The organism is Streptomyces sp. NPDC013455, assembly GCF_040632975.1.
Taxonomy (GTDB): domain Bacteria; phylum Actinomycetota; class Actinomycetes; order Streptomycetales; family Streptomycetaceae; genus Streptomyces.
Map to the genome: position 1 here is coordinate 89809 of NZ_JBEYCX010000015.1, position 14075 is coordinate 103883.

The 14075-nt window shown below is 72.5% G+C and carries 17 protein-coding genes and 1 pseudogene; 12 read left to right on the plus strand and 6 right to left on the minus strand.

Features of this window, described 5'->3' with window-relative positions:
• Nucleotides 1-102 precede the first annotated feature (102 nt).
• From ABZ576_RS23585 to ABZ576_RS23630, 10 genes and pseudogenes are all read left to right on the plus strand, one after another.
• The gene (locus ABZ576_RS23585; RefSeq protein WP_360744117.1) at nt 103-480 is read left to right on the plus strand and encodes a gas vesicle protein; all 378 of its coding nucleotides are present in this window, start codon (nt 103-105) and stop codon (nt 478-480) included.
• 55 nt (nt 481-535) lie between these two features.
• On the plus strand, nt 536-958 hold the full coding sequence (locus tag ABZ576_RS23590) for a gas vesicle structural protein GvpA (protein WP_360744120.1): 423 nt from the start codon (nt 536-538) through the stop codon (nt 956-958).
• Nucleotides 955-1725 (plus strand): GvpL/GvpF family gas vesicle protein, encoded by a 771-nt coding sequence (locus tag ABZ576_RS23595; protein WP_360744124.1) that lies wholly within the window; start codon nt 955-957, stop codon nt 1723-1725. Before ABZ576_RS23590 ends, ABZ576_RS23595 begins: the two co-directional genes overlap by 4 nt.
• 30 nt (nt 1726-1755) lie before the next feature.
• Nucleotides 1756-2013 (plus strand): gas vesicle protein GvpG, encoded by a 258-nt coding sequence (locus tag ABZ576_RS23600; protein WP_360744127.1) that lies wholly within the window; start codon nt 1756-1758, stop codon nt 2011-2013.
• 1 nt (nt 2014) lies between these two features.
• Nucleotides 2015-2671: a DNA primase gene (locus ABZ576_RS23605; protein WP_360744130.1), complete on the plus strand. Its 657-nt coding sequence runs from the start codon at nt 2015-2017 to the stop codon at nt 2669-2671.
• Entirely contained in the window at nt 2668-3891 is a 1224-nt protein-coding gene (locus ABZ576_RS23610; protein ID WP_360744133.1) for an SRPBCC family protein, read from the plus strand. The genes ABZ576_RS23605 and ABZ576_RS23610 overlap by 4 nt, the downstream gene beginning before the upstream one ends.
• The gene (locus ABZ576_RS23615; protein WP_360744136.1) at nt 3888-4223 is read left to right on the plus strand and encodes a gas vesicle protein; all 336 of its coding nucleotides are present in this window, start codon (nt 3888-3890) and stop codon (nt 4221-4223) included. Before ABZ576_RS23610 ends, ABZ576_RS23615 begins: the two co-directional genes overlap by 4 nt.
• Complete coding sequence (locus ABZ576_RS23620; protein ID WP_360744139.1) at nt 4220-4978, plus strand: GvpL/GvpF family gas vesicle protein; 759 nt, start codon at nt 4220-4222, stop codon at nt 4976-4978. The genes ABZ576_RS23615 and ABZ576_RS23620 overlap by 4 nt, the downstream gene beginning before the upstream one ends.
• A pseudogene (locus ABZ576_RS23625) lies at nt 4975-5151 on the plus strand (gas vesicle protein); the annotation flags it as partial. The gene ABZ576_RS23620 and the pseudogene ABZ576_RS23625, both read left to right, overlap by 4 nt.
• 62 nt (nt 5152-5213) lie before the next feature.
• Nucleotides 5214-5495 (plus strand): gas vesicle protein K, encoded by a 282-nt coding sequence (locus ABZ576_RS23630; protein ID WP_360744142.1) that lies wholly within the window; start codon nt 5214-5216, stop codon nt 5493-5495.
• 120 nt (nt 5496-5615) lie between these two features.
• Here the strand turns inward: ABZ576_RS23630 and ABZ576_RS23635 are convergent, their stop codons facing one another.
• Together ABZ576_RS23635 and ABZ576_RS23640 are read right to left on the minus strand one after the other, a co-directional pair.
• Nucleotides 5616-6437, minus strand: a complete 822-nt coding sequence (locus ABZ576_RS23635) for a class I SAM-dependent methyltransferase (RefSeq protein WP_360744145.1) — start codon at nt 6435-6437, stop codon at nt 5616-5618.
• 152 nt (nt 6438-6589) lie between these two features.
• On the minus strand, nt 6590-8083 hold the full coding sequence (locus tag ABZ576_RS23640) for a phosphatase PAP2 family protein (RefSeq protein WP_360744148.1): 1494 nt from the start codon (nt 8081-8083) through the stop codon (nt 6590-6592).
• A 289-nt stretch (nt 8084-8372) separates the two neighbouring features.
• Between ABZ576_RS23640 and ABZ576_RS23645 the strand changes: the two genes are divergently transcribed.
• Nucleotides 8373-9992, plus strand: coding sequence for an ATP-binding cassette domain-containing protein (locus ABZ576_RS23645; RefSeq protein ID WP_360744151.1), 1620 nt, complete (start codon nt 8373-8375; stop codon nt 9990-9992).
• A gap of 180 nt (nt 9993-10172) precedes the next feature.
• On the plus strand, nt 10173-10460 hold the full coding sequence (locus ABZ576_RS23650; RefSeq protein WP_360744154.1) for a DUF6158 family protein: 288 nt from the start codon (nt 10173-10175) through the stop codon (nt 10458-10460).
• 103 nt (nt 10461-10563) lie between these two features.
• On the opposite strand, the gene ABZ576_RS23655 is transcribed toward ABZ576_RS23650, so the two are convergent.
• The 4 genes from ABZ576_RS23655 to ABZ576_RS23670 form a co-directional block, all read right to left on the minus strand.
• On the minus strand, nt 10564-11106 hold the full coding sequence (locus ABZ576_RS23655; RefSeq protein WP_360744157.1) for a type 1 glutamine amidotransferase domain-containing protein: 543 nt from the start codon (nt 11104-11106) through the stop codon (nt 10564-10566).
• 6 nt (nt 11107-11112) lie between these two features.
• The gene (locus ABZ576_RS23660) at nt 11113-11766 is read right to left on the minus strand and encodes a diguanylate cyclase (protein WP_360744160.1); all 654 of its coding nucleotides are present in this window, start codon (nt 11764-11766) and stop codon (nt 11113-11115) included.
• On the minus strand, nt 11763-12140 hold the full coding sequence (locus ABZ576_RS23665; protein WP_360744163.1) for a DUF2795 domain-containing protein: 378 nt from the start codon (nt 12138-12140) through the stop codon (nt 11763-11765). Before ABZ576_RS23665 ends, ABZ576_RS23660 begins: the two co-directional genes overlap by 4 nt.
• A gap of 102 nt (nt 12141-12242) precedes the next feature.
• The gene (locus ABZ576_RS23670; RefSeq protein WP_360744166.1) at nt 12243-14039 is read right to left on the minus strand and encodes a thiamine pyrophosphate-requiring protein; all 1797 of its coding nucleotides are present in this window, start codon (nt 14037-14039) and stop codon (nt 12243-12245) included.
• Nucleotides 14040-14075: the final 36 nt, after the last annotated feature.

Here is a 14075-nt window from a genome sequence, read left to right on the forward strand (position 1 = left end):
ACGTACCCCCTGCGACCACGTGCGACGGCGTTCCCGCCATACGCGGTCCGCTCCTGAGGTTTGGCCAAGGATGTGGCGGCCACACGCAGGGGAGAGGTGGCCATGTCGAACGAAAAAAACACATCGCAGTCACAGGGTTCACGGGAAGCACAAGATTCCCGGGAGCCACAAGAGACACAGACCCCCAACGACAGGCACGCGGCGGACGGTGACCGTCCGACCCCCATGGAGGTGCTCCGCCAGGCGCGCGCCCAGCTCGCGGAACTCACCGGCCTCGCACCGGAATCGGTGTCCTCCTTCGAGCAGACCGAGGACGGGTGGGCGCTGGACGTGGAGGTCCTCGAACTGGCGCGGGTGCCCGACACCATGAGCCTCATGGCGAGCTACCAGGTCGAGCTGGACCAGCAGGGCCAGCTGACCGGATACCGCCGTGTCCGCCGCTACGAACGCGGCAGGGCCGACGCGCGCGGTGGCCGCTGAGCCGCCGCAGGCCCGCAGACCGCACACCGACAACGTATGAGGAGGAATCGCCGGCATGACTGTTGTCCCGGCACAGCAGACCGGAGGCGGAGGCGGCAGCAGTGGCCTCTACGACGTACTCGAGCTGGTTCTCGACCGCGGACTCGTGATCGACGCCTTCGTCCGCGTCTCCCTGGTCGGCATCGAGATCCTGAAGATCGACGTCCGCGTGGTGGTCGCCAGCGTCGACACCTACCTGCGCTTCGCCGAGGCGTGCAACCGCCTCGACCTGGAGTCCGGCCCGCACAAGAGCCCCGGCCTGCCCGAGATCGTCGGCGAGGTCACCGAGTCCGGTGCCCGCGGCAAGTCCAAGGGGGCACTGTCCGGTGCCGCGCAGACGATATCCGACGCCTTCAACCAGGCCCGGCAGGAAGGGGAGCCCGAGTCCCGGCCGCGCGCCCGCAAGGCTCCGGCGCGCCGTAAGGAGGAGCAGGAGTGAGCACCTACGTCTACGGGATCACCGCCCGTTCGCACCCCGCTCTCCCCGAGGGCATGACGGGCGTGGGCGAGCCGGCCCGGCCGGTGCGCGTGCTCACGGCCGGTGAGCTCGCCGCCGTGGTCAGCGACGCCCCGGAGGACCTGCGCCCCAAGCGCAGGGACCTGCTGGCGCACCAGAACGTGCTCGCCGAGGCCGGCGCCGCCGGCTGTGTCCTGCCCATGCGCTTCGGCAGCGTCGCCCCCGACGACGACGCCGTCACCCAGGTGCTGACCGAGCGCGCCGGACACTACGCGGAACGGCTGCGCGAGCTGGACGGCAAGGTCGAGTACAACGTCAAGGCCACGCACGTGGAAGAGGCCGTCCTGCACCTGGTGATGGCGGAGAACGCCGAGGTGCGGACCCTCGCCGAGGCCAACCGCCGCTCCGGCGGAGGCGGCTACGACGACAAGATCCGTCTCGGCGAGATGGTCGCCGCCGCCGTGAAGGCCAAGGAGGCCGAGGACGCCGGCGAGGTGCAGGGCCTGCTGGCGCCGGGCGCCGCCGCGGTCAGCGTGGGCCCCGAGTCCACCGGCTGGCTGCTGAACGTGTCGTACCTGGTCCCGAGGGACTCGGCCGAGGACTTCCTGGCCACCGTGGAGCAGGTCCGCAAGGACAGGCCCCACCTCGACCTGCGGGTCAACGGCCCGCTGCCGCCGTACAGCTTCGTCGAGCCCGGCCCGGCCCCGACCGCGGGCCACACGGCCGGCGCGGACGCCGGCGCGCAGTAGCGCTTCCGGCCCGAACGGAAGGAGACCACCGTGGGACTGATCGGCGAAGTGCTGATGCTGCCGTTCGCGCCCGTGCGCGGCAGCGCGTGGGCGATCAGGCAGGTGCTCCGCGAGGCGGAACGGATCTACTACGACCCCGCCACCGTACGGGCCGAACTCGCCCGCCTCGAAGAACAGCTGGAGGCGGGCGAGATCACCGAGGAGGAGTTCGACCGGCGCGAGGACGAGCTGCTCGACCGGCTGGAGACCGCACTGCGCTCCGGCGACACCACAGGCAACGGGACGTGAGATGAACCGAACGGCACTGGGCCTCGCCGTAGGGGCCGGATACCTGCTGGGACGTACGAAGAAGCTGAAGATGGCGCTCGCGGTCGGCTCCATGGTGGCCGGCAAGAAGCTCAACCTGAGTCCGAAGATGCTCGCGGACGTGGTGAACCAGCAGCTCCAGAACAACCCCCAGTTCAAGGAGATCGGGGACCAGCTGCGCCAGGACCTGCGCGGCGTGGGCAAGGCCGCCTCCGGCGCGATGGTCGAGCGGCAGATGAACACGCTCGCCGACCGGCTGCACGGCCGGACCGCACAGGTGCGCGACCAGCTGTCCGGGGCACTGCCGACCGGTTCCGGCGAGGAGCAGGACGAGGAGCAGGACGAGGAGGACACCCGCGAGGGGTCCGCCGGACGCGAGGACGAGGACCGCGGCGGCGACCGCGGCGGCGACCGCGAGGCCCGGCGGGACGAGTCGCGCGGCGAGGAGACGGCCGGGAAGGCGTCGGGGCAGAAGTCCCCCGCCAAGAAGGCCTCGGGCAAGAAGACGGCTCCCGCCAAGAAGGCGGCGGCCGGCAGGACGACCGCGGCCGGCAGGACCGCCGCGAAGAAGACGGCCGCGGCCGGCGGCGTGGCCCGGCGGGCCACCGGCGGACGGTCGAAGGACGGCGATGACCGATGAGCGACACCCTCGGATCCGCCACCTCGGCGGCGGGCAAGGCAACGGGCGCGGCCAAGGGCGGCCCGCTGACCGATCTCGCCCACAGTGAGGCCGCCGACCGGCTGAAGGCGGAGGCACAGGAGTACCTGGCCGCTCAGGCCACCCGGCTGCTGACCGGTGTCGGCCGCAAGCTCGGCCAGACCACCGTCAAGCTGAACGACATCGCCGAGGGCAACAGCCCCGGCTTCGCCAAGCTGGCCCTCGAAGGCGGCCGCAAGATCGCCGAGGGCAAGGGCCCGCTGCGCACCGCACTGGAGCTCGGCGCCTCCCGCGCCAAGGAGAACGTGATGGACGCGGTCAGAAACCTGGGGGGCGGCAAGGGCAAGAAGAAGGGCCGGGCGGGCGCCAAGCCCACCGTCATCATGGAGTCCGTCGACGTCGGAGTGCCGCTGCGCGCGGCCTACGACCAGTGGACCCAGTACCAGGAGTTCTCCACCTTCGCCAAGGGCGTCAAGAGCGCGAGCCGCGCCGACGACACCCACAGCGACTGGCAGGCGAAGGTCTTCTGGTCCAGCCGCAGCTGGAAGGCCCACACGACCGAGCAGATACCCGACTACCGCATCCAGTGGACGTCGGAGGGCGCCAAGGGCACCACGAAGGGCGTGGTCTCCTTCCACCGGCTGGAGGAGAACCTCACCCGGGTGCTGCTGGTCATGGAGTACTACCCGAGCGGACTGTTCGAGAAGACCGGCAACATCTGGCGGGCGCAGGGCCGCCGGGCCAGGCTGGACCTCAAGAACTACGCCCGCTTCATCACGATGAAGGGCGAGGCGGAGGACGGCTGGCGCGGCGAGATCCGCGACGGCGAGGTGGTCCGCAGCCACGAGGACGCCGTCGCCGAGGAGGAGCGCGAGGAAGGCGAGGAGCGCGAGTCCGAGGCGCGGGCACCCGATGAGGACACCGGGGAAGCCGAGGACACCGAGGACCGCGAGGCATCCCGGGAGTCCGAGGAGCCGGAGGAGACCGAGGCGGCGGACGAAGGAGCGGAAGAGGAGCCCTACGAGGACGAGGAGGGCGCCTACGAGGACGAGGACTACGAGGACGAGGAAGAGGGCCCGTACGAGGACGAGGCGGACGAGGACGAGGAGCCCGCGGAGAACGCGTACGAGGACGAGGACGAGGGCGAGGAGGAGTACGAGGAAGAGGAGCCCGAGTACGCCGAGCGCGGGAGCCGTCGATGACGACACCCGGCCGTTTCCCCGAGCCCTACGGCCAGGGATCCGGAGCGAACCTCGCCGACATCCTGGAGCGCGTGCTCGACAAGGGTGTCGTGATCGCGGGTGACATCAGGATCAACCTGCTCGACATTGAACTGCTCACCGTCAAACTCCGGCTCATCGTCGCCTCGGTCGACAAGGCCAAGGAGATGGGCATCGACTGGTGGGAGAGCGATCCGGCGCTCTCCTCCCGGGCCCGCCGCTCCGAGCTGGCCAGGGAGAACGCGGAGCTGAGAGAACGGCTCGCCCGGCTGGAGGAACTCGAGCCGGGCCGCGCCCCAAGGGAGGCACCATGACCGGACTGCGGTACGTCTACGCCGTCTGCCGTCCCTTCACGACGCCCCTCCAGGCGGAGCTCACGGGCATCGGGGGCGCCCCGCCCGCGCTGCTGCACCACCACGGGCTGGTCGCGGTCGTCAGCACGGTCCCGGAGGCCGACTTCTGCGAGGACGCGCTCAAGGCCCACCTGGAGGACCTCGACTGGCTGGCCGCGACCGCCCGCGCCCACGAGGGCGTGATCGACGCGCTCACCACGGTCACCACCCCGCTGCCGCTGCGGCTCGCGACCGTCTTCCGGGACGACAGCGCCGTACGGACGATGATCGAGACCCGGGAGGAGCACTTCCTGCGGCTGCTCGACCGGTTGCACGGCCGGGTGGAGTGGGGGGTCAAGGTCTACCTGGAAACCGAGGCCGCCGAGCCCGCGCCCGCCGTCGCGGACCGGCCCGCGAGCGGCCGGGACTACCTGCGCCGGCGCCGGGAGAGCACCCACGCCCAGGAGGAGCGGTGGCAGCGCGCCGAGGCGTTCTCCCGGTCGCTGCACGAGCGTCTCGCCCGGCACGCCGAGGAGTTCCGGCTGCACGCCCCGCAGAACGCCGCGCTCACCACGGTGCCCGGCCGGAACGTGCTCAACGCGGCCTATCTGGTGCCGCGCGCCCACTCCGAGGAGTTCGTGGAGCTGGTCGACCGGACGAAGGACGAGGAACCCGGGATGCGGGTGGAACTCACCGGACCCTGGGCCGCCTATTCGTTCACGGGGGAGGCGCAGTGACCGTCGTCGAACGGCGTGAGATCGCGCTCGTCGACCTGCTCGACCGGCTGCTGGCCGGCGGTGTCGTCATCACCGGCGACATCACGCTGCGCATCGCGGACGTGGACCTGGTCCGCATCGACCTCAACGCGCTGATCAGTTCGGTCAACGAGTCGGTCCCCTCACCCTTCGAGCCCATCGAGCCCATCGAGCCCATCGGGACCATCGAGCCCGTCGAGCCCTTCGAGGAGGGCGTGTGACCCAGCGCAACCGGCTCGACCTGGAACCCGACACGGTGGAGCGCGACCTCGTGAAACTCGTGCTCACCGTAGTGGAGCTGCTGCGCCAGCTGATGGAACGGCAGGCCGTGCGGCGCTTCGACACGGGCGAGCTGACCGAGGAGCAGGAGGAGCGGATCGGGCTCACCCTGATGCTGCTGGAGGAGCGGATGGCCGAGCTCCGGGACCGCTACGGCCTGCGGCCCGAGGACCTCAACCTGGACCTCGGCCCGCTCGGACCGCTGCTTCCCCGCGACTAGGGGGTGTCTCACCGATCATCCCGGGCTCCCGGTGATCCGGCCTGATCGACGAGACACCCCCCAGTTCACCTCACCGGCCATACCACCGGCCCCTGCCGCCGCCGGTGGTCGCGGTGCGGGTCAGGCTTCCGTCCGGCACAGGATCTCCCCGTGCAGGACCGCGAACCAGCCGTCCTCGCACCGGCCCCATTCCCGCCAGGCCTCCGACACCGCCCGCAGCCGCTCCTCGGTCGCGTGCCCGCCTTGCGTGGCACGGCCGGCGTAGGCGGAGTCCAGGGTGCGGTCCGCCCACAGGCCGCTCCACCAGGCGCGCTCCTCGGGCGTGTGGAAGGTCCAGGTGCTGGAGGTGGCCGTGACGTCGTGCAGGCCGGCGGCCCGGGCCCACGACGCCAGCCGGCGCCCGGCGTCGGGTTCCCCGCCGTTGGCGCGGGCCACCCGCTCGTACAGGTCCAGCCAGTCGTCCAGGCCGGGCAGCGCGGGATACCAGGTCATCGCCGCGTAGTCGGCGTCCCGTACGGCGATGAGGCCGCCCGGCCGCGTCACCCGGCGCATCTCGCGCAGCGCCCCCACCGGGTCGCCCACGTGCTGGAGCACCTGGTGGGCGTGGACCACGCAGAAGGTGTCGTCCGGGTAGTCCAGGGCGTGCACGTCGGCCACCGCGAAGTCCACGTTGGCCAGGCCGCGGGCGGCGGCGGTGGCCCGCGCCTGCTCCAGGACGCCGGGTGCCTGGTCGACGCCGGTGACATGGCCGTCCGGAACCAGGGCCGCCAGGTCGGCGGTGATGGTGCCGGGGCCGCAGCCGATGTCCAGGATCCTCATGTGCGGCTCCAGCGAGCCGAGCAGGTAGGCCGCGGAGTTGGCGGCGGTCCGCCAGGTGTGCGAGCGCAGCACCGACTCGTGGTGCCCGTGCGTGTAGACGGCGGTCTCGTGTGCCTTCTCCATGGCCGTACCCCTTCGTCCCTCGTCGGCGTACCGGCCGGACCCGCCCGCCGGTACGCCTCACCGTACGCCCGGCGGCCGCAATGTGAGATACGCGTTTCAGAAAATGGACTGACGGAGTGTCAGCGCGTCGGGTCCGGGAGGCCGGCGAGGTGTCAGGCGGACGCGTCCAGCGGGCGGTAGACCGTCAGGGCCTCCGGCAGCTTCTCCAGTACCACCTCGTCCGAGACCGCCGTGACCTCGCCGTCGTAGGCGAGCGGGGTGCCGGGGGCGAGGCCGGTCAGCCGCAGCCGGTTCACCTGCACCGCCGCATGGGCCGGCGAGCGGGTCAGCGGGCCCGCGACGGCCGCCGCGAGCAGCCGCAGCGCGGGCCGGCGGCTGCCGTGCACCACCCGCACGTCCAGCAGGCCGTCCGCGAGATCGGTACGCCGGCCCGGCGCGAGACCCATCCGGTGGTAGACGCCGTTGCCCACGAACAGCAGCCACAGCGGGCGCCGCTCCCCGCCCAGCTCCACCTCCAGGGGGTGCCGGTCGGCGCGCAGCACGCGCAGCGCGCCGAGCACCCCGGCCGGCCAGCCGCCGATCCGGTGCGACCACCGGTCCCGGGCCCGCACCAGTTCCGGGTACACGCCCAGGCTCAGCGTGTTGAGGAACAGGCCCTCCGTGTCCCCGGTGGCGAACCGGCCCGCGTCCACCCGGACCGCCTCGCCGTGCTGGACCGCGCGCGCCAGGTGGCGTTCGTCCTCCACGCCCAGGTCGTAGGCGAAGTGGTTGAGGGTGCCGCCCGGCAGCACCGCGAGCGGCAGACCGTGCCGCCAGGCGCACACCGCCGCCGCGTTCACCGTGCCGTCGCCGCCGCACACCCCGAGCACCCGCGCCCGCGCCGCCGCCTTCGCCAGCTCGTCGGCGACGTCCTCCGGCGCGCACTCCACGATCTCCGCCTTCGGCAGCGCGTCGTGCAGCGCGCGCACCCGCTCCGCGGTCCCCGAGGCCCGGTTGGCGACCACCACCAGACCCTCGCCCTCGGGCAGTGCCGGAGCCTCGGCCCGCGGCCGGGCCGGCCCCCTGACCTGGGCGCGGGTCGGCACCAGGCGCCGGACCAGGAAGGCGGCGCCCACGCCGAGCGCCGCCCCGGCCAGGACGTCGGTCGGGAAGTGGACCCCCGTGTACACGCGGGACACCGCCACCGAGAACGCCACCGGGGCCACCGCCGCACCCCAGGCCGGGGACTCCAGCGCGACCCCCGTGGCGAAGGCGGCCGCGGAGGCCGAGTGCCCGGACGGGAAGGAGGTGGTGATCGGCTGCCGCTTCAGCTGCCGCACCAGCGGCACCGGGTCCAGCACCGGGCGGGCCCGCCGTACCGAGCGCTTGCCGAGCGTGTTGATCGTCAGTGAGGCCAGGCCGAGGGAGGCCAGCCCCCGGGCCGCCGCCCGGCGCGCCCGCGGTGTCCGGCTCGCGGCCATCGCGGCGGCCGTGGCGAACCACAGCACCCCGTGGTTCGCGCTGCGGCTCAGCCGTGGCAGCACGCGCTCGGCGCCCGGCCAGTGCCGGCCGGCGGCGGCCTCGAACAGCCGGCCGTCGAGTTCGAGGACCGCGCGCAGGCGGCTGCGGGCGGCCCCGGGGGCAGTCAGGTCCAGGTCTGGGCTCATGGGGTGCGCTTACCCGGAAGCATCCGTTTCTTGTGCCCCCGCACCCCGGCCGGGCGCCCGCACCCGCGAGCCCCGCCGGCGCGAGCCCGCCGCCCGCGAGAGCCCCGCACCCGCGAGCCCCGCCCGCGAGAGCCCCGCACCCGCGAGCCCCGCCCGCGAGAGCCCCGCACCCGCGAGCCCCGCCGGCGCGAGCCCGCCGCCCAGGGGAACCCCGTATGCGCGAGGCCCGCCCGGTGCCGGCCGATATGCGTTTGCCCCCGGTCCCGGCCGACCCGGAGAATGCCCGACCATGGGACATCTGGAAGCCGCGCACCTCGAGTACCACCTCCCCGACGGCAGGACGCTGCTCGGCGACGTGTCCTTCCGGGTCGGTGAGGGGGCCGTCGTCGCCCTGGTCGGTCCGAACGGCGCCGGCAAGACCACCCTGCTGCGGCTGATCTCCGGCGAGCTGAAGCCACACGGCGGGACCGTCACCGTCAGCGGCGGCCTCGGCGTGATGCGCCAGTTTGTCGGCTCCGTACGCGACGAGACGACCGTACGGGACCTGCTCGTCTCCGTCGCCCCGCCCCGCATCCGCGCGGCCGCCCGGGCCGTGGACGAGGCCGAGCACGCCCTCATGACCGTCGACGACGAGGCCGCCCAGCTCGCGTACGCCCAGGCCCTCGCCGACTGGGCCGAGGTGCGCGGCTACGAGGCCGAGACGCTCTGGGACATGTGCACCACCGCCGCGCTCGGCGTCCCCTACGAGCGCGCCCAGTGGCGCCAGGTGCGCACCCTGTCCGGCGGCGAGCAGAAGCGGCTGGTGCTGGAGGCGCTGCTGCGCGGCACCGACGAGGTGCTGCTGCTGGACGAGCCGGACAACTACCTCGACGTACCCGGCAAACGGTGGCTGGAGCAGCAGCTCAAGGAGACCCGCAAGACCGTCCTGTTCGTCTCCCACGACCGCGAACTCCTCGCGCGCGCCGCCGAGAGGACCGTCTCCGTCGAACCCGGTCCGGCCGGTGCCGACGCCTGGGTGCACGGCGGTGGCTTCGCCACCTACCACGAGGCCCGCCGTGAACGCTTCGCCCGGTTCGAGGAGTTGCGCCGCCGCTGGGACGAGAAGCACGCCCAGCTGAAGAAGCTCGTGCTCAACCTCCGGCAGGCCGCCGCCGTCAGCCACGAGATGGCCTCGCGCTACCAGGCCGCGCAGACCAGGCTGCGCAAGTTCGAGGAGGCGGGCCCGCCGCCGGAGCCGCCCCGCGAGCAGGACATCACCATGCGCCTGAAGGGCGGCCGCACCGGCGTACGGGCCGTCACCTGCGAAGGGCTGGAACTGACCGGTCTGATGCAGCCGTTCGACCTGGAGGTCTTCTACGGCGAACGGGTCGCCGTCCTCGGCTCCAACGGCTCCGGCAAGTCCCACTTCCTGCGGCTGCTGGCCGGTGAGGACGTGCGGCACACGGGGGCGTGGAAGCTGGGCGCGCGCGTCGTGCCCGGCCACTTCGCGCAGACCCACTCCCACCCGGAGCTCCAGGGCCGCACCCTGCTCGACATCCTGTGGCAGGAGCACGCCCAGGACCGGGGCGCGGCCATGTCCCGGCTGCGCCGCTACGAGCTGACCCAGCAGGCCGAGCAGAGCTTCGACCGGCTCTCCGGCGGCCAGCAGGCCCGCTTCCAGATCCTGCTGCTGGAACTGCGGGGGGCGACCGCGCTGCTGCTGGACGAGCCCACCGACAACCTCGACCTGGAGTCCGCCGAGGCCCTCCAGGAGGGCCTGGAGGCCTTCGAGGGCACGGTCCTCGCGGTCACCCACGACCGCTGGTTCGCCCGCTCCTTCGACCGCTTCCTGGTCTTCGGCAGCGACGGCCGGGTCCGGGAGACCCCGGAGCCGGTCTGGGACGAGCGCAGGGTCGAGCGGGCCCGCTGACCCGCCTCCCCCCGGCCCGGCGGCGGCTGCTTCCAGCGCGGCAGCGCGCCCGCGCCGCTTGGTGTGTGCGGAGGCCCGGGACCCTGGGATGTTCGTACAGTGGATGCAGGAAGCGAGCTCCATGGATTCCTCCCGGAAATCACTCGGGGGCAGTGCGCGCCGGGCGGGTACCCGTAGGCCATGAACGAACAAGACGAGCGGGGCACCACGATGACCGGAGTCGACCCCAGCCGGCTGGACGACCAGCAGCTCATGAAAGAGCTGGAGACGATCCACCGCACGCGCCACGACACGCTCCTGTACGGCTCCAACGATGCTCTGCGGGCCCACAACGAGCGCATGGCGCAGCTGGAGGGCGAGTACCTGCGCCGGAATCCGCGCCGCCTGGTGAGCGCCGGCCGCACCCGTGAGGGCGCCCGCGAGCGCACCTCCGGCGAGGCGGCGGCGCCGGGCACGTCCGCCACCTGACCGGCCCCCGCACGAGACGCACCCGCGAGGGCCCGAGTCGGACACGCGAGGGCCGGCCCGCGCCGCGGGCCGGCCCATACTCCGTTCCGGTCGTTCCGGCCGGTCAGCCGGGCTCGCCGGCGAACACGTGCAGGAACGCGTCGCAGAACGCCTTCAGGTCGTCCGGCTTGCGGCTGGTCACCAGCTGGTTGGAGCCGTGGTCGCAGATCTTGACCCGCTCGTCCACCCAGGTGCCGCCGGCGTTGCGGATGTCCGTCCGCAGGCTCGGCCAGGAGGTGAGCACCCGGCCGCGTACGACGTCGGCCTCCACGAGCGTCCACGGGGCGTGGCAGATCGCGGCGACCGGCCGGCCCTGCTCGAAGAAGTCCTTCACGAAAGCGACGGCCTTCTCGTCCATCCGAAGGAAGTCCGGGTTGGCGACCCCGCCCGGCAGCACGAGACCGCCGAAGGACCCGGCCGACGTCTCACCCACCACCTCGTCCACGGGGAAGGTGTCCGCCTTGTCCAGGTGGTTGAACGCCTGGATCTTCCCGGACTCGGTCGACACCAGCACCGGTTCGTGCCCGGCGTCGGAAGCCGCCTTCCACGGTTCGGTCAGCTCGACCTGCTCGACGCCCTCGGGTGCCACCAGAAACGCGATACGCATGGTCTCTCAGTTTCCTTTCACTTTCCGCAGGACCGCCCGGTGGGCGCGGGCTCGCCGCTTCCTGGCCCGGGCCGCCCGCCGGCAGCGCAGCAGCTCCTCGCCGTACGGCAGCAGGACGCACGCGCCGATCGCGACACCGATGGCCGCCAGGTAGCCGGGCGACAGCGGGCGCCGGCGCGGCACCAGACGCCACGCGTCCGGATCGCCGCGCCCGCCCCGCAGCAGCGACCTCACCTGATCGGCGTGCAGACACATCAGCGAGGCCAGCGCGCCGAACGGCAGCGACTCCAGGAAGCTGTGGATGTGCTGCTCGACCGGCTTGAGCTCGCGGTCGCTGTTCTCGGCCGTCCGTACGTCCCACAGGGCGGTCGCCTCGTGCACCGCCGCCGCGCCCAGCTGGACGGTCAGCAGCAGGGGGTTGATCTCGTAGCGCAGGGTGAGCGCGATGGGCGCGCCCACCTCCGCCATCATCAGGGAGTGGATCAGGGACTCCTTCGTCCCCGTCGTGTCCTCGATCCGGGTGCGCCGGTGCATCAGCCAGTCGGCGAGTCCCGGCACGAACCAGCCGGGCAGCAGCCCGTAGAGCAGGAACCGCGTCGTGGCCTCACTCACGTCGACCGTGGAGCCGTTCGCGATCTCCGCCGCCTGGTCCCGGCTCACGCGCCGCCCACCAGCGCCACGGCCAGCTGCTGCACGTTCTCGTAGCGGTCGTCGTGCGGCAGCCGGGCCACCGCGTCGACCAGCGAGCCCGGAGCATGGCTGCGGCGCAGCGCCCGTGCCACCTCGCCCGGCTTCGCGGGGAAGGCGTGCCGGCTCAGGTGCCGGGCCAGCTCCGTCCGGGTCCGCTCCAGCGACGCCGGGGAGCCCAGACCGCCCACCGGTCCGCTCCAGACCTCGGGGTCGTCGTCCGCGGCCGGCTCCGGGTCGTGCCACTCCTCGACGCGCGTGGGGTGGCCGGACCGCAGCATCCCCTTCAGCTCGTGCTTCATCTCGTCGTCCCGGTGCACGCTCAGCCGGTCACTGCCTCGCTGCATGTTTCTCCCTCCAGAGGGTCGAAGGTCCGCACCGCGTACCCGGTGCCGCACGTCCGACACGGGGTCCGTGCCGTACGTCCGGCAGGGGGCCGTGCCGCACGGCTACTGCTTCTGCCGGCCGGGCAGGAACTCCTGCACCTTGGCCTTCAGCCCCTGCTTGAGCACCGAACCCCGGTCGGCGTCGCCCTTGAGGACCGACGCGGCCGTCGCCTGCATCTGCTCCCAGGTGGCGTGCGGCGGGATCGGCGGTACGGCCGGGTCGGTCAGGAACTCGATCACCACCGGCCCGTCCGCGGCCAGCGCGGCCCGCCAGCCCGCCTCCACGTCCTCCGGCTTCTCCACCCGGATCCCGGTCAGCCCGAGCGAGCGGGCGAACGCCGCGTACTGCACGTCCGGGAGCTCCTGCGAGGGCAGGAACGACGGGGCGCCCTCCATCGCCCGCATCTCCCACGTGACCTGGTTCAGGTCCTGGTTGTTCCAGACGGCGACCACCAGCCGCGGATCCGACCAGCGGTCCCGGTACTTGGCGGCCGTGATCATCTCCGTCAGACCGTTCATCTGCATCGCCCCGTCACCGACCAGCGCGACCACCGGCCGGTCCGGGTGGGCGAACTTCGCCCCGATCGCGTACGGCACCCCCGGGCCCATCGTCGCCAGCGTGCCGGACAGCGAACCGCGCATGCCGGGCCGCATGGTGATGTGCCGCGCGTACCAGTTGGCGACCGAACCGGAGTCCGCGGTGATGATGGCGTCGTCGGGCAGCAGCGGATCCAGCGCCCGGGCGACGTACTCGGGGTTGATCGGGTCGGCCGACAGCCCGGCCCGCCGCTCCATCGTCTCGTGCCAGCGCTTCACGTTCGCGCACACCGTGTCGTACCACTCGCGTCCGCGTCCCTCCGCCTTCAGCAGCGGAATCAGCCGCTGGAGCGTCGCCCTCGCGTCGCCGACCAGGTTCACCTCGTACGGGTAGCGCATGCCGATCATGTGCGGGTCGATGTCGATCTGCACCCCGCGGGCCTTGCCGAACTCCGGCATGAACTGGGTGTACGGGAAGGAGGAACCGATGGTCAGCAGGGTGTCGCAGTCCCGCATCAGCTCGTACGACGGCCGGCTGCCCAGCAGTCCGATCGGCCCGGTCACGTACGGCAGCTCGTCGCTCAGCACGTCCTTGCCGAGCAGTGCCTTCGCCACGCCCGCGCCGAGCAGCTCGGCGACCTCCTGCACCTCGGCCACGGCGCCCGCGGCACCCTGCCCGACCAGGACGGCGACCTTGTCGCCCGCGTTCAGCACGTCCGCCGCGCGGCGCAGCGCCTCGTCCGTCGGGGTCGCGGTGTAGTCGCTCATGCCCAGGCTGGAGGGCACCATCTTGAACTCGTGGGTCGGCGGGGCGTAGTCCAGCTCCTGCACGTCGCCGGGGATGATCAGCGCGGTCGGGCAGCGCCGGGCGTAGGCGGTGCGGATCGCCCGGTCCAGTACGTTCGGCAGCTGCTCGGGGACCGTCACCGTCTCCACGAACTCCGAGGCGACGTCCTTGTACAGCGTGTGCAGGTCGACTTCCTGCTGGTAGGAGCCGCCCATCGCGGTCCGGTCGGTCTGACCGACGATCGCCAGCACCGGGACGTGGTCGAGTTTGGCGTCGTACAGGCCGTTCAGGAGGTGGATCGCCCCGGGTCCCGACGTCGCCGCGCACACGCCGATTCGGCCGCTGAACTTGGCGTAGCCGACCGCCTCGAAGGCGGACATCTCCTCGTGCCGCGACTGGATGAAGCGTGGCTGGTCCTCGGCGCGGCCCCAGGCGGCGAGCAATCCGTTGATGCCGTCGCCCGGATAGCCGAAAACCTGGTCCACGCCCCAAGCGCGCAGGCGCTCGAGGATGTGGTCCGAGACCTTGGTGCCCATGAAGAGACCTCCCCGGTGGTACGAAGCGGACGATCC